Raw genomic sequence first — 18,143 nt, 5'->3', positions numbered from 1 at the left:
ACATGATTTTTCCCTATGGGTACTATGACATGCCCGCAGTGCCGTTTGTTTTTATGCGTCACGGCGAAACCGAGGCCAACCGCACCGGTATTATTGCCGGGTCGACCGATGTGCCCTTAAACGCCACTGGCGAAGAACAGGCGCGTGCCGTTGCCCCCTTGATGGCGCAGCATAAATGGCGGGCCGTATATGCCAGCACACAATCACGGGCGCAACGCACCGCCGCCCTTGCCGTGCCCGGCCATCAGGTGGAAATCCTGAGTGGCTTGCGCGAACGCCACTGGGGCGATCTGGAAGGACGCCCGGTTATTGAAATTTGCCCGCGTTTTGACACACCGCCAAATGGCGAGCCGTTTAACGACATGTGTCAACGGGTGTGCGAGGCGCTAAAAGTTGCCCTTGCCGGGCATGGGCAGGATGATGCGCAAGGATTAACCGTGATTGTCGGTCATTCTGGGGTGATGCGCTGTATTTTGCATTTAACCGGGTTTGATGCCGATGGCCCGCGCATTATGAATGCGACGCCGGTTTTGTTCACCCCGCGAGACGGGCGCTGGACCCATGAAATTTTATCAAAACAGGCCAATGCCGCCAGACAGGATATCGAATGACCTTTGAAAATAACGAGTTGGTGCCAGGAACTGCCAGTCAGCCACGCCCGGCAGTTGTGTTTGATGTTGACGGCACCCTGGCCGAATTTGATGCCGATGTGCTGGGCCATCTGGTGCACGGGCCGGTTAAATACTGGGATGCGTTTTTTGATGCGATGGATATCACCGCACCGGTGGCCGATATTGAACGGCTGTTGCGCATTTTGCATGGCACCGGACAGGCAATTGTCATTTGTACCGGCCGCCCCGAAGGCTGGCGTGACCGTACCGAAGCGTGGCTAAAGGCGCATGAAATTCCGTTTGACGGGGTTTATTTGCGCCCGGTCGATGCCGATCACCGCAGTGACGAAGACGTTAAGGAAGATTTGTTGCACCAGATCCGGGCCGATGGTTTTGCCCCGTGGCTGGTGGTCGATGACCGGCAATCGGTGGTCGAAAAATGGCGCGACCTTGGCCTGACCTGCCTGCAATGTGCGCCGGGTAATTTCTGATTTGATATTTGGGCTGTAATGGTAAACCGGCGGCAGGGAATGCCGCCGGTTTTATCATGGGGTTTGCCTAACCACACCAAGGCGCACGTTTTGTTTTGCCATCATAGGCGCGTGCCAAACCGTTATTGATCAGCTCTTGATCCAGCGCACGGCCGTCAATGCGCACCGATGCCACCACGCGCCCGCCATAGCGGCCCCATTCGGGCTCGCAGAATTCCACCTTTTGCGCCTGTTTCAGGCTGTACCTTGCATAATCGCGCGCCTTGTTGGCCAGTTCTTTTTCCATCGGGCATTTGCCGCGAATTTCGGGGGTATCCACCCCGCGCACACGCACCGACATTTTGGCAATTTCGCCGGGTAAACCGGGGATCAGCACATATATGGTATCGCCGTCATAGGCATATTCACCACCGCGTTCCCGCAGGGGCCAGTCATAACAGGCGGCATGGGCGTGATAAAATGGCAGCAATAACAACGTCGCCAGCAGGCATATGCCAGCAAGGGATTTTAACCGGGTCATGGGGCAGGTGCTCGTGTTTGGGCGCGGGTTTCGCGCAATTGTTTTTATCGGTTGTTCTACGTGCTACAGGGGTGACGGATCAGGGGCGGGGTTGTGACGGGAAGCGGCTGTTAAAGGCGTAAATGGTTTAATACAAGGTCGGCCCGCCTTTCGGGTGTGTCCTTGCGAAGTTCAACCAGCTCGTAACCGCATTCGATATAGGTTTTGCACAACACAACATAGGTCCGCACAGCCTCGGAAAAGCTTTGCGTGCGGGCATCATCGGGTGTGTAAATATCGGCCCACGGCGGCAAAATGAAGGCCGTCTTGCGATAGCGATATGTCGCAATGGCTTGGCTGACGCTGCCTTCTTCTGGCAATCCCGACAGGCGACGATGGGCGAGGGTATCGGGCAGGCCCCGGTCAAAAAATACCGGTTGCGGGTCCTGTGCGAGCCCTTCTTGCCAGGCACGGATCGACCCGCGCAGCATGACATTGGCATAGGCGGCATTGTCAACCCATGGCAAGGCAGTGCCGTTGCGCTCCTGCTGCCCGGCAATAACGGCACGGGCAACCTCGGGGCTGATGTGATAACCGCGCTGTTCCAGCGTTTTGATCAGCGTTGTTTTGCCTGTACCGGGGCCGCCGGTCAGGACGATCAGATTTGAATTTTGGGGTGACATTTTTCTATCCTGCACAGGGTGCGGATTTGTCCGGGTAATACGGCAAGCTTATGGCGGATCCGGGGCGGTTTTTTGACTAATCGAAAACCGGAATTTCCCGGTTGCAGGCGCGGTGTTTTATCGCGATACCGGGCTTTGTCAATCGTGATCCGTCGCGGCGCAACCTTTGGGATCGCGGGCGGGGCACTGTTAAATCCGGCGGCGATAATCACGATGATGGCGTGTGTTTTTAAACGGTTTCACCCGCATCATTTCCGGGCAGGTTAATGCGTGCCAGAATATGATCTGATACCAGCTGTGCCGATGGCGACAGGCGGTGCCCGGCGGCGGTCAGCAGGCTATAGGGTTTGATCTCGATGGTTTCAGTCAGCGGCAGTTCGGCAATTGCACCGCCCCGGGTCAGCAGCGATGTCACTTCTTCGGCCATCGGGGCGACGGCGTCGCTATTGCTGATTGCGGCAAGGGTTACCAGCAAAGATGCGGTATTAAGCCCGGATCGCGGCAGGGGCAGGTTTTGGGCGATAAAAACATCCTCGATCGTGCGGCGCATCAGGTTGCCCGGTGGCGGTAATATCCATTCATATGTTGCCAGTTGGGCCATTGTCACCGGATTATGGGCCAATAGCGGATGGCCCTTGCGCACCAGTAACCGGATTTTTTCGCTGCGGATCTGGCGAATGTGAAACAGGCGCGGGTCGACATCCTGTGGCACGCGACCAATGATAAAATCATATTCCCCCGCCAGCAGGCTTTTGACCAGAATATGCGACGGGCCGATGGCAACCTGTGCTTCAAACCGGGCATTGCGCGATTGAATATCGCGCACCACCGGCACCACAAGGTCAACAGCCGCCGCCGTAACCGCGCCTATGAAAACGGTGCCACCGCCGTTTTTGATATCTTCGATCTCGCGTTCGGCTTCGCGCATTTCAATTAACATGGTGCGCGCGCGTTGGGCCAATGCGCGCCCGGCATTGGTCATTTCGACCCCGCGCGCGCCGCGTTCACACAGGCGGGTGCCCAGCATTTCCTCCATTTCCGATAACAGCCGCGATGCGGCGGGCTGAGATGTTTTTAACATTGCAGCTGCCAGACTGATCTGGCCGGTTTCCTCCATCGCAACAATCATGCGCAAATGGCTGATTTTAAGCCCGCGTTTAAACAGGTTTCCCGACCCCGACAGCAAGGTTTGGGCCGGTGTCATAACAGATGTGATCGCGGGTTGAGCCATGGCGCGCGCACTTTCGTTTTAGGTGTTGGCGATGCAGGTTTTAAGTATATCAGTTTTGATATGCAATGTTCAGTTTTCATTATTTGAATGTTATGGCGAAGCAACGGAATATTGCGCCGTCGGTGTCATTGGAAAATGGCAGTCGGTGCGAAAATAAAACAACACAGCAAGGACGGGCACCCGGTGCCTTAACCAACAGGCGAATGCCGGAAATTGTTGTGTCATTAGGGAGAAAACATAATGAAACGTCTGAGTTCTGTATTGGCCGGCATTGCCTTTGGCGCGGCCGCGACCTTTGCCCCCTCGATGCCAGGTGGTTTTGGCATGACTGCCGCCCATGCCGCCGACAAGGGATATGTCGGGATTGCCATGCCGACCAAATCATCTGCTCGCTGGATTTCGGATGGCGATTCGATGGTTAAGCAGTTTGAAGAAGCCGGGTATAAAACCGACCTTCAATATGCCGAAGATGATATTCCCAATCAGCTTTCCCAGATTGAAAACATGATTGTGAAGGGTGTTGATGTGCTGGTGATTGCCGCCATTGACGGATCAACCCTGTCCAACGCGCTGGCAAATGCCAAGGCAGCGGGGATCAAGGTTTTTGCCTATGACCGCCTGATCCGCGATAGCGGCGATGTCGATTATTATTCCACGTTTGATAATTTCAAGGTTGGTGTGCTGCAGGCAAGCTCGCTGGTCGATGGTTTGGCATCGCGTGGCGACGGCCCTTACAATGTTGAACTGTTTGGCGGTTCGCCTGACGATAACAATGCCTACTTCTTCTATAATGGTGCGATGTCGGTTTTGCAGCCGTTGATTGATGAAGGCAAGGTTGTGATCAAGTCCGGCCAGACCGGGATGGACAAGGTTGGGACCCTGCGCTGGGACGGGGCGGTGGCCCAGGCCCGGATGGATAACCTGTTGTCGGCTTATTACACCGATGAAAAGGTTGATGGTGTTCTCTCCCCCTATGACGGGTTGTCGATTGGCATTCTGTCGTCGCTTAAAGGTGTTGGTTATGGTTCGGGCGATATGAAAATGCCGATCGTTACCGGGCAGGACGCCGAATTGCCGTCAATCAAATCGATCCTTGCGGGTGAACAATATTCAACCGTTTTCAAAGACACCCGCGAACTGGCCCGTGTCACGGTGAGCATGGTCAATGACGTTCTGGCAGGCAAAGAGCCGACTGTGAACGACACCAAAACCTATGACAATGGTGTCAAGGTTGTTCCGTCCTATCTGCTCGAACCGGTATTGGTCGATAAATCCAACTGGGAAGGCATTATCGTCGGGTCGGGTTATTATACCGCCGACCAGGTTAAATAAGCACGGTTTTGCCTGAAAATGAAGGCGGGCGGTGGTCGATATGCCGCCCGCCTTTTTGGCAATGCCGCAAGCCACCGGATCAAACAGGTGGCCGTCGGTCCGATGGTGGCACCAACGGGCCGTTTTGCAAAAGGGAGCCGGCACTATTGCCGGAATTCGGGAGGACCGGATGGATACCATCCTGGAGATGCGCAATATCACCAAGACGTTTCCCGGTGTGAAGGCGCTTGATGATGTGAACCTTAAAGTACGACGGGGCGAAATTCATGCCTTGTGCGGCGAAAATGGCGCGGGAAAATCGACCCTGATGAAGGTTTTAAGCGGCGTTTATCCGCATGGAACCTATGACGGTGACATTCTGTTTGATGATGATATTCAGTCATTCAAGGACATCCGCGACAGCGAAGCACGCGGCATTATCATTATTCATCAGGAACTGGCCCTGGTGCCATTGTTATCGATTGCCGAAAACATATTTCTGGGCAATGAACTTTCTGAAAACGGTGTGATTAACTGGCCCAAAACCTTTGCCCGCACCACCGAACTTTTGGGCAAGGTCGGCCTGCGCGAGGCCCCCAATACGCTGGTAACCAATATTGGTGTTGGCAAGCAGCAACTGGTGGAAATTGCCAAGGCCCTGTCGAAAGAAGTGAAACTTCTTATTCTTGACGAGCCGACATCAAGCCTGCAGGAAAATGACAGCCAGAAATTGCTTGATTTGCTGATCGAGTTTCGCAATCAGGGCATTACCTCGATCCTGATTTCGCACAAGTTAAATGAAATCAGTCGGGTTGCCGACCGGATTACGGTTATTCGCGACGGCAAGGCGGTTTCAACGCTCGATTGCCTTGATGGTCAGATCAGCGAGGATGATATCGTCAAGGATATGGTCGGGCGCGATATGGCGCATCGTTACCCGGAGCGCACACCCAATATTGGCGCGACCATGATGGAGGTTCGCAACTGGACCTGCTATCACCCTTTGCATCCCACCCAGAAACTGATCAAAGACGTTCATATCGACGTAGCCGCAGGCGAGGTTGTTGGCATTGCCGGGTTGATGGGGGCGGGGCGCACCGAACTTGCCATGAGCATTTTTGGCAAGTCATACGGCCACAATATCAGCGGTGACGTTTTGATGCATGGCAAGTCAGTGGATGTTTCCACCGTGCAGCGCGCCATTGCCGCGGGGCTGGCCTATGTGACTGAAGACCGCAAGGAAATGGGCCTGATCCTTGATGAAAGCATCACCACCAACATCACCCTTGCCAATTTGCCCGGTGTGTCGGAACACGGGGTGTTAAATGAAGGGGCCGAACGCGGTGTGGCCGAGGAATACCGGCAAAAAATCAACATTCGCACCCCCAATGTTGGCCAGAAGGTTATCAATCTTTCGGGCGGGAACCAGCAAAAGGTGGTGTTGTCCAAATGGCTGTTTGCCGGGCCGGAAGTGCTGATCCTCGACGAGCCGACACGCGGCATTGATGTGGGCGCGAAATACGAGATTTATTCAATTATCAATCAGCTGGCAGCAGACGGCAAAGGGGTCATCATGATCTCGTCGGAAATGCCGGAACTTCTGGGCATGTGCGACCGCATTTACGTGATGAATGAGGGCGAAATCAAAGGGCAGCTGGCCGCAAGTGACGCCAGCCAGGAAAAGATCATGCACATGATCCTGAAGGGGTGAGGACAGACCAATGAGTGAGACTTCAACCAAAAATATCAGCTATTACCTGCGCACTCATATGCGTGAATATGGCATGGTTCTGGCCCTGATCGCGATCATGGCATTTTTTCAGTACCTGACCGACGGCGTGTTGATGAAGCCGGTCAATCTGACCAATCTTTTCTTGCAAAACAGCTATGTCATCATCATGGCCGTGGGCATGTTGCTGGTGATTGTCGGCGGCAATATCGACCTGTCAGTGGGATCTGTCGTTGGTTTTATCGGCGCGCTGGCCGCTGTGATGGCGGTGCAGTGGGATCTGCCAACCGTTGTTGTCGTCCCGGTTTGTCTGGTCGTGGGCGGGTTAATTGGCTGTGCCCAGGGCTATTGGGTGGCCTATTGGCGTATTCCATCCTTTATCGTCACACTGGCGGGGATGCTGGTGTTTCGCGGCTTGACGCTGGCCTTGCTGGGCGGGGCATCGGTGGGGCCGTTTCCGGCCAATTTCCAGCTGATGTCATCGGGCTTTGTGCCCGACTTTTTCGGCGGGCTGATCGAAGGGCGGTTTAACGTTTTTTCGATGGCGCTGGGTGTTTTTGTTGCCGTGCTGCTGCCGGTTTTGGGGTTGCGGGCGCGGGCCAAGCAGGCCCGGTTTGCCGCAGTTGAAGAACCGATGGCCTTTTTTGCCGCCAAACATGCCCTTGCCGGTCTGGCGATATTGTATATCGCCTATCTGTTGTCGACCTATCGTGGTTTGCCCAATGTGTTGATCATTATGGCCGTGCTGATTGCGATTTTCACCTTTGTCACCAACAGCACAACAATTGGGCGCCGCATTTATGCGATGGGGGGCAATGAAAAGGCCGCACAGCTTTCGGGCATTAATACGCGCAAACTGGCCTTTTTAACCTTTGCCAATATGGGCATGCTGGCGGGGCTGGCCGGGCTGGTTTTTGCCGCCCGTTTAAATACCGCAACCCCGAAAGCCGGGTTTGCCTTTGAACTTGACGTGATCGCAGCCGTTTTCATTGGTGGCGCGTCCATGTCTGGTGGTGTCGGTAAAATTATCGGCGCTGTCGTTGGCGCCCTGATCATGGGCGTTATGAATAACGGGATGTCGATTGTTGGTGTCGGGATTGACTGGCAGCAGGTAATTAAGGGCCTGGTGCTGCTCGCCGCCGTGATTTTCGATGTTTATAACAAAAACAAGGCCTAAAGAATTGACCCAACAACAAAACGGACCGAAAACCGGGCAAAAGGCGGGATGTGATGGCACATTTCGTGCCAGTTACCCTGTGTCTTTGCACCGTTTGAATATCTATCCGGGGGCGCTTTGCCCCCGGGGCGCGGGTGATAAAAAAACCGCGTTCAACATAAACTCAGGAGACCGGCCATGAGCAACTTTAAACCCGCAGCCTGGCCGCGCACCTTGCGGTCGCAAGGATGGTTTGGTGGCACGAGCAAGGACAATATCTATCATCGCAGCTGGATGAAAAATCAGGGCTTGCCGGCCGATTTGTTTGATGGTCGCCCGGTGATTGGCATTTGCAACACCTGGTCGCAATTAACCCCGTGCAACGCGCATCTGCGCGATCTTGCTGAACGGGTCAAACATGGCATTTACGAAGCCGGTGGCCTGCCGCTGGAATTTCCGGTGTTTTCACCGGGCGAAAGCACGCTGCGCCCCACGGCGATGATGTTTCGTAACCTGTGCGCCATGGATGTGGAAGAAGCCCTGCGCGGCACCCCGCTTGACGGCGTGGTGCTGATGGTGGGCTGCGATAAAACCACCCCCGCCTTGTTGATGGGGGCATCCAGTGTTGATATTCCCGCCATTGTCGTAACCGGCGGGCCGATGCTGAACGGTAAATGGCGCGGGCAGGATATTGGTTCGGGCACCTCGCTGTGGCAATTGTCCGAAGACCGCAAGGCTGGAAAAATCAGCACCGAGGATTTCCTCGATGCCGAAATGGCGATGTCGCGTTCGCCGGGGTCATGCAACACCATGGGCACGGCATCAAGCATGGCCAGCATGGCCGAGGCGCTGGGCATGGCGCTGTCGGGTAATGCCGCCATTCCCGCTGTTGATAGTCGTCGCCGGGTGATGGCGCATTTAACCGGGCGTCGCATTGTGCAGATGGTTAAGGATGACCTTAAACCGTCTGACGTGATGACCAAGGATGCGTTTGAAAACGCCATTCGTGTTAATGGCGCGATTGGTGGCTCGACCAATGCGGTTATTCACCTTCTGGCGATTGCCGGGCGCTTGGGCGTTGATCTGACGCTGGATGACTGGGACCGTTTGGGACGCGATATTCCGACCATCGTTAATTTGCAGCCATCGGGCAAATACCTGATGGAGGAATTCTTCTATGCCGGTGGCTTGCCGGTCGTGATCAAGGCGCTGGCCGAAAGCGGGCAGATCCACAAGGATGCGATCACGGTTTCGGGCGAAACCATGTGGGACCAGGTGGCCGAAGTGCGCAACTGGAACGACGATGTTATTTTGCCGTTTGAAAAAGCCCTGACCCAGCATGGCGGCATCGCCGTGGTTAAGGGCAACCTTGCCCCGAACGGCGCGGTGCTTAAACCCTCCGCCGCGTCTGAACATTTAATGACGCATCGTGGACGCGCCGTGGTGTTTGAAGATATCGACGATTATAAAGGCAAGATTAACGACGAAAGCCTCGATATCGACGAAAACTGCATCATGGTCCTTAAAAATTGCGGCCCCAAAGGCTATCCCGGCATGGCCGAGGTCGGCAATATGGGCCTGCCGCCCAAGGTTTTGCGCAAGGGCATTACCGACATGGTGCGTATTTCCGATGCCCGCATGAGCGGCACGGCATACGGCACGGTTGTTTTGCACACATCCCCCGAAGCCGCCGCCGGTGGCCCGCTGGCGATTGTGCAAAATGGCGACATGATCGAACTTGATGTGCCCAACCGTCGCCTGCATCTTGATGTGCCCGACGACGAAATTACTCGCCGCTTGGCAGCGTGGCAAACCACCGTGCCAATCCCTGCCAGCGGATATGCATCCCTTTATTACAGCCACGTCATTGGCGCCGATAAAGGGGCCGATTTTGACTTCCTGTTAGGCGGTCGCGGCAAGGAAATCCCGAAGGATAGCCACTAGATCCGGCGCTAAAACGCCATGCCAGCTTGCTAAACGGGAAGTTGGTGTGGCGTAACGCAGAACGTTATATCAGGCACCAATGCAATCCGTCCGGTTGCGTTGGTGCCTTTTCTTTTTTGGGAACGGTTGCCGCTAGAAAAAAACAACAGGCATTGGTATTTAAAGCTGAATTTCAGGCTTTAATAGAGATCGTTCGGGGATTGGGAAAATGGTGGGCGTAACAAGATTCGAACTTGTGACCTCTGCCGTGTGAAGGCAGCGCTCTAACCAACTGAGCTATACGCCCGAAACGGGGAAGCAGTGCATTGTGACTGCTTCGTATTCCGTCGGTGGCGCGGGTTATAAGGGGCCGTGCCGGGGGTGTCAAGCCGCGTTTTCAGGCAATTTTGTTCAAGGCATCAGGCAGTTGGGCAAAGCGGGTTAAAACGGCATCGGCCCCCAATGTGCGGGCCTTGGCGTCATCTACCTCAAACGCAACCGCAATGGCGGCAATGCCGATGGCGCGCGCTGCATTTACATCATTGGCGTGATCGCCGATCATGACGGCGTAATCACCGGCATCGCGGTTATATCCCATGCCATCCAGAGCAAAGGCCAAATGCCCGCCATCGGGTTTGCGCACATCGGCGGCGTCGCCCCCGGCGATGGTGGTGAACAGATCATCAATGCCCAGAAGCGATAGAATTTCGCGACACGGGCGGGTGGGTTTGTTTGAGGCCAGGCCGATTTTCCAGCCGTTTTTATGCAAGTCGCGCAGGGTGGTTTCGGCATCGTTATACAAATATGTGTCGCGGTAGCCCGTTGCCTCATAGAGCGATACAAATTTATCATAGGCGGCCGACAAGGCACCGTCGTTCAAATCTGAATTGCGGGCGCTAAAGGCGCGTTGGGTTAGCACGCGTGCGCCGTCGCCCAGCATCGGTTCGAGTTCTTCGCGGGTGAGGGCGGGCAGGGTGTGTTCGGCCAGCAAACGGTTCATCGCCACGACCAGATCATCGACCCCGTCAATCAGGGTGCCGTCGAGATCGAACAGGATAAAATGGGTCATGGGGTGGCCTTTTGTCATGATAAAAACACAGAGTTACGTCAGTTGAATTTAACAGCGCGCGTGCCAATAACAAGGGCATTAACAATCTGTAACATCTGCTAACATCAGGTTACAAAACGTGATTCAGGCAGGGCTTTTGCATTGCGTTAATTTGCGATACGAGTGCGGGATGTTAATGTGATACCAGATGAATTGACAGGCCGTTTCACGGTGTTTTGCGGTCGGAAATAAGGGATTTTAAATGTCTAGACCATTAAGTGTTGTTGTCCTGGCGGCCGGTATGGGAACGCGAATGAAAAGCACCCAGCCCAAGGTTTTGCACAAGGTTGCAGGCAAGCCGATGGTCAACCACGTGATCGACGCGGCCCGTTTCCTGCACGCCGAGCAAACCCTGATTGTGGTTGGCCCCGACATGGCAGCCCTTGAAAAAGCCGTGGCTCCGCACCCGACATTTGAACAAACGGACCGGCTGGGAACCGCCCATGCGGTGCTGGCCGCACGGAATGCGCTTGAAAATGCCACGGGGGACGTTTTGGTGCTGTATGGCGACAGCCCGCTTTTTACCCCCGCCACGCTGGAACGCCTGATTGCGGCGCGCAACGAGGGCCCGCACGCGGTGGCGGTGTTGGGCTTTACCCCGGATGACCCCGCGGGGTATGGCCGTCTGGCAACAGACCCGTTTACGGGCGAATTGCAGGCAATTATTGAAGACAAGGAATGCACCGATGCCGAGCGCCGGATCGGTTTTTGCAATTCCGGTGTGATGTGCTTTGCTGCCGAGGGCATGGTTGATTTGCTTGATGCGATTAACAACAAAAATGCCAAAGGCGAATATTACCTGACCGATGCCGTGGCAGTGGCCCGTGATCAGGGCCGAACCTGTGTTGCGGTTGAGGTCGCCGAAGAAGAAACTCTTGGCGTTAATTCGCGTGCCCAGCTGGCGATTGCCGAACAACTGATGCAAAGCCGCCTGCGTGATGCCGCCATGCGCAATGGCGCAACGCTGGTGGATCCGGGATCGGTGTTTTTATGTGCCGATAGCGACATTGGCCAGGATGTAGTGATTGAGCCAAATGTGGTGTTTGGGCCGGGCGTTAAAATTGGCGACAATGTTACCATTAAGGCGTTTAGCCACCTTGAAGGCTGCACCATTGCCAGCCATGCCGATATTGGCCCTTATGCCCGCCTGCGGCCCGGTGCCGACATTGGCAAAGGGGCAAAGGTGGGCAATTTTGTTGAAATCAAAAAGGCCACGCTGGAAACCGGGGCCAAGGTGAACCATTTGTCCTATATCGGTGATGCGCGGATCGGAGCCAAGGCCAATATTGGGGCTGGCACCATTACGTGCAATTACGACGGTTTTAAAAAATACCAGACCGACATTGGCGCGGGCGCGTTTATTGGCTCCAACACAGCGCTGGTGGCACCGGTGACCGTCGGCGACGGGGCGTTTGTTGGCGCGGGCAGCACATTAAGCGGTGATGTTGCCGCCGATGCGCTGGTGCTGGTGCGCGCAGAACGAACCGAAAAGCCCGGCTGGGCCGCCCGGTTTCGCGACAAAATGCGGGCATTGACGGGCAAAAATTAAGACCCGGCGAAGCCCTGTCTTCAGGGTGAAACCGGACTGCGATTTTAAATATTGAGTATTTTGTGCAAGGCGCGCCCGGTTGTGGCGGGCTGCAGGGTTAATTTGGGGAAAGACACAGCATATGTGCGGCATTATCGGCATTATCGGCAGAGACAGTGTAAGCGAACGCATTCTGGAAGGGCTGAAACGCCTGGAGTATCGCGGGTATGATTCGGCCGGTATTGCAACCCTGGTGAATGGTAAAATCGAACGGCGCCGCGCCGAAGGTAAATTGGTGAATTTAAGCCAGCGTCTTGCCGAACAACCGCTGGGCGGGGATGTTGGCATTGGCCATACCCGGTGGGCAACCCATGGTGTGCCCACCGAAAATAACGCCCATCCCCATACCGATGGCAAGGTTGCGGTTGTTCACAATGGCATCATTGAAAATTTCCGCGATCTGAAGGCCGAACTGGCTGCAAAGGGCCGTGTTTTTGCATCCGATACCGATACCGAGGTGATTGTGCATCTGGTGTCGGACTTTCTTGATCAGGGCAAAACCCCGCGCGAGGCGGTGCAGGCAACCTTGCATCGTATTGAAGGGGCCTTTGCGCTGGTGATTATTATTGCCGGTTTTCATGATGTTATTTTTGGTGCCCGGCGCGGCACCCCGCTGGCAGTTGGCCTTGGCGATGGCGAAATGTATTTAGGGTCCGATGCGATGGCCCTGTCGCACCTGACCAACCGGTTGATTTACCTTGAAGAAGGCGACTGGGTTGAAATGACCCGCGATCATGTTCAGGTCCGTGATGAACATGACAATGATGTCACCCGCGAGATCAAGCTCTCGGCGGTGTCGGGTGCCATGATGGGCAAGGGCAACTATGCCCATTTCATGCAAAAGGAAATTTTTGAACAGCCCGCCGTGATTGGCGATACGCTGCATTCCTTTATTAATCCGGCGACCCAGGCGATCAAGCTGCCCGATATGCCGTTTAACATTGGCGAGGCCACCCGGTTAACAATTGTTGCCTGTGGTACCTCGTTTTATGCGGGGCTGGTGGCCAAACACTGGATCGAACGCTATGCGGGGCTTGGTGTTGATGTGGATGTGGCATCGGAATTTCGCTATCGCTGCCCGCCGCTGCCCAAGGGCGGCATTGCCCTGTTTATTTCGCAGTCAGGCGAAACGCTCGACACGCTGGCCGCCCTTCGTTATGCCAAATCGAAGGGACAAAAGATTTTGTCCATCGTGAATGTGGCCGAAAGCACGATTGCGCGCGAAAGCGATGTGGTATTGCAAACCTTTGCCGGGCCGGAAATTGGCGTGGCATCGACCAAGGCTTTCACCACCCAGCTTACGGTTCTGGCGTGCCTTGCCGTTACCATTGGTCGTGAAAATGGCACGCTCAGCAAGGAAGCCGAAGCCGCCATCGTCCATGCCCTGACCGAACTTCCCAAGCAGGCAGCAGAAGTGCTGCATCATGACGAAGAAATTCGCCAGCTTGCTCTTAACATCGCCGATGCCCGCGACGTTTTGTATTTGGGACGCGGCCTTGGTTACCCGATTGCGATGGAAGGGGCGTTAAAGCTTAAGGAAATTTCCTATATCCATGCCGAAGGCTATGCTGCAGGCGAAATGAAACACGGGCCGATTGCTCTGATCGACCAGTCTGTGCCAATTATCGTGATTGCCCCATCGGACGAACTGTTTGAAAAAACGGCATCGAACATGCAAGAAGCCGCGGCACGCGGCGGGCGGGTGATTTTCTTGTCTGATGCGCAAGGGTTGGCAACGGTGGGCGATATTGCATCGGCCACGGTTGAACTGCCCAAGGTTGCCGATTTTGTTGCACCCATTCTTTATACCATTCCGGTGCAAATGCTGGCCTATCATGTGGCCGTGCATAAAGGAACGGACGTGGACCAGCCGCGTAATCTGGCGAAATCGGTGACCGTGGAATAAGGCACCTGTTTTAGAATTACTTTAAACTACTGATCTGATGCCAAGTCTCCGAGCGTGGATATTGCGGAGACTTGGTATAAATGCCCGGCATATGTCGGGCATTTATTATGTAATTTGCTGTTGTACTTGGCCCTTGAAACGCGCAATGCTCTATTCGGAGTGATATTTTACTGGCGCGGTCGACATGAGGGCTATGATCAATTTGTTATCCGAAGATATCCGTTTTTCTGGCGGGGTATCGCGTTATGCGCGAAGAATGCCGGTGATTAATTTATATCGCGGTATGTGATGAAGCACCGTCACGCGCAAGCATCCGGGAACATTCAGGCGCGGATTGACCGTGCCCATGGCTGGACGCTGCACCGTGAAAACGGACAGGTTGTTGTCGTTATTTCGGGCGACTGGATTGCACGCGCAGGCGGCATGTCTGTGGGGGCGGTTGATCATATTTTTGATCATGATGCCGATAAGGTTGAAAAAATTTCATTCGATATTACGGGGACCGGCCGCTGGGATAGCGGGCTGATCGCCTTTTTGTGGGAACTGCGTTCGGGGGCGGCTGTTCGAGGTGTGGTGTTTGATGATGCGGCGTTGCCCGCGTCCGCCCGACGGTTGCTTGCATTGGCAACTGCCGAAGAAACCAGTGTTACTGTTTCATCGGATCATTCATCGCTAAGCCGCCAGCTTGGCCGATGGGCGATTGGGCTGGGGACCACACTATTTGGTGCCACCGAATTTTTTGGCGATGTTTTGCTGGGAAGTATGGTCGGTTTGCGTGGGCAGCTAAAGATGCGCGCGGTCGACCTGCGCGATTGCGTTCTTGACGCGGGCAGTTTGGCCCTGCCGATTGTGACCATCGTTAATTTTCTGGTCGGGGGCATTCTGGCTTTTGTCGGGGCCGTGCAGCTAAGCCGGTTTGGCGCAGAAATTTTTGTCGCCAATCTGGTCGGTATTGCCGTGGTGCGTGAAATGGCGGCCGTCATGACGGGGATTGTCATGGCCGGGCGCACCGGCGGGGCCTATGCCGCCCATATTGCAACCATGCAAAGTAACGAAGAAATTGATGCGTTAAAAGTGATCGGTATCCCGGTGCGTGATTATCTCGTTATGCCGCGTGTTCTGGCGCTAACGGCGATGATGCCGCTATTGTATCTTTATGGCTGTGCGATTGGGATTTTGGGCGGGTTGACGGTGGCAGTCGGCATGCTTGACCTGACGCCGACAGCTTTTTTTGAACAAATCCGGCTGGCAATTTCGGGATCCCAGTTTCTGTTCGGTTTTGGCAAAAGCATCGTTTTTGGTGCATTGGTGGCAATTGTCGGGTGCCGGATTGGCTTGCAGGCGGGGCGCAGTGCTGCCGATGTCGGGCGGGCTGCAACCAGTGCGGTTGTGGTCGGGATTGTCGGGGTGATTGCCGTGGATGCAGTTTTTGCGATTTGTGCCAATGCGGTGGGGTTTTAGGCCATGACAGCGCAAACACAACCGGTCAGGCTGGAAGTATCGGACCTGACGCTGGCCTATGGGCCAACCGTGATCCAGCGAAATGTATCGTTCAACGTTGCGCGCGGATCTATTTTTGCGGTGATGGGCGGAAGCGGCTGTGGCAAAAGCACCTTGTTGAAATCGCTCATCGGGTTGCTGCCCCCTGTAACGGGGACTGTGCAATTTGCGGGCGAGAGTTATTGGGGGGCTTCGGCCGAGAGACGGGTCGAGATTGGTCGGGGATTTGGTGTTCTGTTCCAGAATGGCGGATTGTGGAGTTCGCTAAGTGTGTCGGAAAACGTTGCCTTGCCGCTGCGCATGTTCACCCGTCTTGATGAAGCATCGATCAATATGCTTGTGCGGTTGAAGCTGGCCCTGGTCGGGCTTGGCCCGGCGGCCGATGTAATGCCCGCCGAACTCAGCGGCGGCATGCGCAAGCGGGCAGGGCTGGCGCGCGCGCTGGCGCTTGATCCCGACATTTTGTTTTTTGATGAACCATCGGGCGGGCTGGACCCGATTACATCCAAACGGCTGGATGATCTGATTCTTGATTTGCGCGACGGGCTGGGGGCGACGATTATTCTGGTCAGTCACGAATTGCCCAGTTTGTTGTCGATTGCCGATGCCGGGATATTTCTTGATGCTGAAACGCGCCAGCCGGTTGCGCATGGGTCGCCGCGTGAATTGCTGGAGACATGCGATCATCCGACCGTTCGTGCCTTTATGAACCGCGAGCGGATGGAAACAGTGAAAAACGCGGGAGGACATCGAAATGGCAGTTAACAGGTCGGCACTGGTTGGCGGTTTCGTTCTCGGTGCGATGGTGTTGATTGTGGTTGCCATTCTTTTGTTTGGCGGCATGACCCTGTTTGCCCACAAAACCCGCGCGGTTGTGTTTTTTCAAGGCTCGGTCGCGGGCTTGCAAATTGGCGCGCCGGTTACCTTTCGCGGCATGAGAGTGGGCTCGGTTCGCTCTATATCGCTGCAAATCAATTCCGACGATCTGATTGCGACGGTGCCGGTTTTTATCGAGCTTGAAGAAAACGGCGTCACCATGAGCAGTAGCCCGGGGGCCGATATGCCGGTAGATATTGCAAAACTGGTTGATGCCGGGTTGCGTGCCCAACTGGCGACGCAAAGTCTGGTGACCGGGCAGTTTGCCGTGGAACTGGATATGAAGCCCAATACGCAGGCCCATCTGAGCGGGTCTGATATGGGGGTGCCGGAAATTCCCACCTTGCCGTCGGAATTTCAGCATATCAAAGAGCAGTTCTCCGATCTTCCGTTGCAAGAACTGGCTGAAAGGGCTGTGCGCACCCTTGAATCGCTTGAGATATTGTCGCGGAATTTGAACGCGGAAATCGGGCCGAGCGCGACCAGTTTGCGGGCAACTTCGGACGCGGCGCGCGCGGCGGTGATGAGCGCAAATGACGCGGTAAGTGTATTGCAGGGCGATGTCAGCCGCACATTGGCAAATATTGACCGCCTGATTGCCACCGGGCAGAAGCAACTTGATAAAAGTGGTCCTGCACTGGACCAGACGCTGCTATCGGCAAACCGGGCGATCGGCAAAGCCGAAACATTGATGAATTCAGTCAATAGTCTGGCCGATCCGCGCTCGCAGATGCGTGCTGATCTCGAAGCTGCTATGCGCGATCTGGCGGCGTCGGCAAGTTCGTTGCGCGGATTTTCCAGTGAAATAGAACGTAATCCCGGTGCGATCCTGACCGGGAGAGGAGGAGGTTGATGCGGATGAAACGGTGGCGGCTGTCTGCAATTGTTGCCCTTGCGGCTTTTATGACGCTGGGCGGGTGTGCGACCGTCGCACCCCGTATTTACCTGCTGGGGTATCCCTCGGCGGTTACACCGGTGGCGCGCGATGAAACCGGACTGGCAATGATCGAGGTGGAACCGGTATCGGTGCCTGATTTTCAGGATAGCCGCGATATTTTTGTTCGCAAAGGGCCCAATGAACTTGTTGCCGACCCGAGCGCGCGCTGGGGCGAACGGTTATCGGTTGGTGTCTCACGCGCCCTGATCGCGGCGTTGGCCAAAAGACAACCCGATATTCGCGTAACCTCATCCCGTCCGGTTTTACCTGCTGCACAACAGGTAAGGGTGGATGTCGATACCTTTGAAATACGCGAAGATGGCTTGTGCATTTTAGGCGCGCGATGGTCGATCACGCGTGATGGAAACCGCCATGCCGCAACAACGGATTATGCCCGTTTCACGGTCAATGCCAACGGCACCGATACAGCAGATGTCGTTGGCGCAATGACACAGGCCATAGATCAACTCGCCGATCATATTTCGGTGGCTTTGAACCATAATTAGGGCAGTTTTTCGGGGCCTGCGTGCCAGAAAACAGTTCGGCGCGGAGCCAGGGGGCATTGCCCTTTCCCGGCACAAGGTCACCGACGTT

At 55.2% G+C, this 18,143-nt stretch carries 16 protein-coding genes and 1 tRNA gene; 12 read left to right on the top strand and 5 right to left on the bottom strand.

Annotated features, from left to right (window positions below):
- Positions 1 to 2 precede the first annotated feature (2 nt).
- Positions 3 to 611, top strand: a complete 609-nt coding sequence (locus TMES_RS19825) for a histidine phosphatase family protein (protein ID WP_085585821.1) — start codon at positions 3 to 5, stop codon at positions 609 to 611.
- Positions 608 to 1,102 carry a phosphatase domain-containing protein gene (locus TMES_RS19820; protein WP_085585819.1) on the top strand — a complete coding sequence of 165 codons (495 nt, stop codon included), beginning with the start codon at positions 608 to 610 and terminating at the stop codon, positions 1,100 to 1,102. The genes TMES_RS19825 and TMES_RS19820 overlap by 4 nt, the downstream gene beginning before the upstream one ends.
- 67 nt (positions 1,103 to 1,169) lie before the next feature.
- On the opposite strand, the gene TMES_RS19815 is transcribed toward TMES_RS19820, so the two are convergent.
- From TMES_RS19815 to TMES_RS19805, 3 genes are all read right to left on the bottom strand, one after another.
- Entirely contained in the window at positions 1,170 to 1,622 is a 453-nt protein-coding gene (locus TMES_RS19815) for a thermonuclease family protein (protein ID WP_085585817.1), read from the bottom strand.
- A gap of 110 nt (positions 1,623 to 1,732) precedes the next feature.
- Complete coding sequence (locus TMES_RS19810; protein ID WP_085585815.1) at positions 1,733 to 2,284, bottom strand: AAA family ATPase; 552 nt, start codon at positions 2,282 to 2,284, stop codon at positions 1,733 to 1,735.
- A 229-nt stretch (positions 2,285 to 2,513) separates the two neighbouring features.
- Complete coding sequence (locus TMES_RS19805) at positions 2,514 to 3,515, bottom strand: LysR family transcriptional regulator (protein WP_085585813.1); 1,002 nt, start codon at positions 3,513 to 3,515, stop codon at positions 2,514 to 2,516.
- Positions 3,516 to 3,755: 240 nt separating this feature from the next.
- Between TMES_RS19805 and chvE the strand changes: the two genes are divergently transcribed.
- The 4 genes from chvE to araD all read left to right on the top strand — a co-directional run bounded on the left by chvE (position 3,756) and on the right by araD (position 9,655).
- Positions 3,756 to 4,847: a multiple monosaccharide ABC transporter substrate-binding protein gene (chvE, locus tag TMES_RS19800; RefSeq protein ID WP_085585811.1), complete on the top strand. Its 1,092-nt coding sequence runs from the start codon at positions 3,756 to 3,758 to the stop codon at positions 4,845 to 4,847.
- 169 nt (positions 4,848 to 5,016) lie between these two features.
- On the top strand, positions 5,017 to 6,537 hold the full coding sequence (mmsA, locus tag TMES_RS19795) for a multiple monosaccharide ABC transporter ATP-binding protein (protein ID WP_085585809.1): 1,521 nt from the start codon (positions 5,017 to 5,019) through the stop codon (positions 6,535 to 6,537).
- 10 nt (positions 6,538 to 6,547) lie between these two features.
- Positions 6,548 to 7,732, top strand: coding sequence for a multiple monosaccharide ABC transporter permease (gene mmsB / locus TMES_RS19790; RefSeq protein WP_085585807.1), 1,185 nt, complete (start codon positions 6,548 to 6,550; stop codon positions 7,730 to 7,732).
- A gap of 177 nt (positions 7,733 to 7,909) precedes the next feature.
- Positions 7,910 to 9,655: an L-arabinonate dehydratase gene (gene araD / locus TMES_RS19785; protein ID WP_085585805.1), complete on the top strand. Its 1,746-nt coding sequence runs from the start codon at positions 7,910 to 7,912 to the stop codon at positions 9,653 to 9,655.
- Positions 9,656 to 9,864: 209 nt separating this feature from the next.
- On the opposite strand, the gene TMES_RS19780 is transcribed toward araD, so the two are convergent.
- Positions 9,865 to 9,941, bottom strand: a tRNA-Val gene (locus tag TMES_RS19780).
- 90 nt (positions 9,942 to 10,031) lie between these two features.
- Entirely contained in the window at positions 10,032 to 10,703 is a 672-nt protein-coding gene (locus TMES_RS19775) for an HAD-IA family hydrolase (RefSeq protein ID WP_085585803.1), read from the bottom strand.
- Positions 10,704 to 10,944: 241 nt separating this feature from the next.
- Between TMES_RS19775 and glmU the strand changes: the two genes are divergently transcribed.
- The 6 genes from glmU to TMES_RS19745 all read left to right on the top strand — a co-directional run bounded on the left by glmU (position 10,945) and on the right by TMES_RS19745 (position 18,055).
- Positions 10,945 to 12,291, top strand: a complete 1,347-nt coding sequence (gene glmU, locus TMES_RS19770) for a bifunctional UDP-N-acetylglucosamine diphosphorylase/glucosamine-1-phosphate N-acetyltransferase GlmU (protein ID WP_085585801.1) — start codon at positions 10,945 to 10,947, stop codon at positions 12,289 to 12,291.
- Positions 12,292 to 12,412: 121 nt separating this feature from the next.
- Positions 12,413 to 14,236 (top strand): glutamine--fructose-6-phosphate transaminase (isomerizing), encoded by a 1,824-nt coding sequence (gene glmS, locus TMES_RS19765; RefSeq protein ID WP_085585799.1) that lies wholly within the window; start codon positions 12,413 to 12,415, stop codon positions 14,234 to 14,236.
- Between the two features lie 288 nt (positions 14,237 to 14,524).
- Positions 14,525 to 15,697: an MlaE family ABC transporter permease gene (locus TMES_RS19760; protein WP_085585797.1), complete on the top strand. Its 1,173-nt coding sequence runs from the start codon at positions 14,525 to 14,527 to the stop codon at positions 15,695 to 15,697.
- Between the two features lie 3 nt (positions 15,698 to 15,700).
- The gene (locus TMES_RS19755; RefSeq protein ID WP_085585795.1) at positions 15,701 to 16,501 is read left to right on the top strand and encodes an ABC transporter ATP-binding protein; all 801 of its coding nucleotides are present in this window, start codon (positions 15,701 to 15,703) and stop codon (positions 16,499 to 16,501) included.
- Positions 16,491 to 17,465: an MlaD family protein gene (locus TMES_RS19750; protein WP_085585793.1), complete on the top strand. Its 975-nt coding sequence runs from the start codon at positions 16,491 to 16,493 to the stop codon at positions 17,463 to 17,465. The genes TMES_RS19755 and TMES_RS19750 overlap by 11 nt, the downstream gene beginning before the upstream one ends.
- A complete protein-coding gene (locus TMES_RS19745; protein WP_085585791.1) occupies positions 17,465 to 18,055 on the top strand; it encodes a PqiC family protein in 591 nt (196 codons plus the stop codon). The genes TMES_RS19750 and TMES_RS19745 overlap by 1 nt, the downstream gene beginning before the upstream one ends.
- The last annotated feature ends 88 nt before the right edge of the window (positions 18,056 to 18,143 follow it).

The organism is Thalassospira mesophila (assembly GCF_002115755.1).
In the GTDB taxonomy this organism is placed as follows: Bacteria; Pseudomonadota; Alphaproteobacteria; order Rhodospirillales; family Thalassospiraceae; genus Thalassospira; species Thalassospira mesophila.
Note: the sequence above shows the minus strand (reverse complement) of the source record. Positions and strands in the feature narration are given on the sequence as shown.

What these genes read in the sequence shown, in the direction of transcription:
- TMES_RS19750 (WP_085585793.1), top strand. Translation starts at nt 16,491, where the DNA reads ATGGCAGTTAACAGGTCGGCACTGGTTGGCGGTTTCGTTCTCGGTGCG.
- chvE (WP_085585811.1), top strand. Translation starts at nt 3,756, where the DNA reads ATGAAACGTCTGAGTTCTGTATTGGCCGGCATTGCCTTTGGCGCGGCC.
- TMES_RS19775 (WP_085585803.1), bottom strand. Translation starts at nt 10,703, where the DNA reads ATGACCCATTTTATCCTGTTCGATCTCGACGGCACCCTGATTGACGGG.
- TMES_RS19760 (WP_085585797.1), top strand. Translation starts at nt 14,525, where the DNA reads ATGAAGCACCGTCACGCGCAAGCATCCGGGAACATTCAGGCGCGGATT.
- TMES_RS19815 (WP_085585817.1), bottom strand. Translation starts at nt 1,622, where the DNA reads ATGACCCGGTTAAAATCCCTTGCTGGCATATGCCTGCTGGCGACGTTG.
- TMES_RS19745 (WP_085585791.1), top strand. Translation starts at nt 17,465, where the DNA reads ATGCGGATGAAACGGTGGCGGCTGTCTGCAATTGTTGCCCTTGCGGCT.
- mmsB (WP_085585807.1), top strand. Translation starts at nt 6,548, where the DNA reads ATGAGTGAGACTTCAACCAAAAATATCAGCTATTACCTGCGCACTCAT.
- glmS (WP_085585799.1), top strand. Translation starts at nt 12,413, where the DNA reads ATGTGCGGCATTATCGGCATTATCGGCAGAGACAGTGTAAGCGAACGC.
- TMES_RS19810 (WP_085585815.1), bottom strand. Translation starts at nt 2,284, where the DNA reads ATGTCACCCCAAAATTCAAATCTGATCGTCCTGACCGGCGGCCCCGGT.
- glmU (WP_085585801.1), top strand. Translation starts at nt 10,945, where the DNA reads ATGTCTAGACCATTAAGTGTTGTTGTCCTGGCGGCCGGTATGGGAACG.
- mmsA (WP_085585809.1), top strand. Translation starts at nt 5,017, where the DNA reads ATGGATACCATCCTGGAGATGCGCAATATCACCAAGACGTTTCCCGGT.
- TMES_RS19755 (WP_085585795.1), top strand. Translation starts at nt 15,701, where the DNA reads ATGACAGCGCAAACACAACCGGTCAGGCTGGAAGTATCGGACCTGACG.
- TMES_RS19825 (WP_085585821.1), top strand. Translation starts at nt 3, where the DNA reads ATGATTTTTCCCTATGGGTACTATGACATGCCCGCAGTGCCGTTTGTT.
- TMES_RS19820 (WP_085585819.1), top strand. Translation starts at nt 608, where the DNA reads ATGACCTTTGAAAATAACGAGTTGGTGCCAGGAACTGCCAGTCAGCCA.
- TMES_RS19805 (WP_085585813.1), bottom strand. Translation starts at nt 3,515, where the DNA reads ATGGCTCAACCCGCGATCACATCTGTTATGACACCGGCCCAAACCTTG.
- araD (WP_085585805.1), top strand. Translation starts at nt 7,910, where the DNA reads ATGAGCAACTTTAAACCCGCAGCCTGGCCGCGCACCTTGCGGTCGCAA.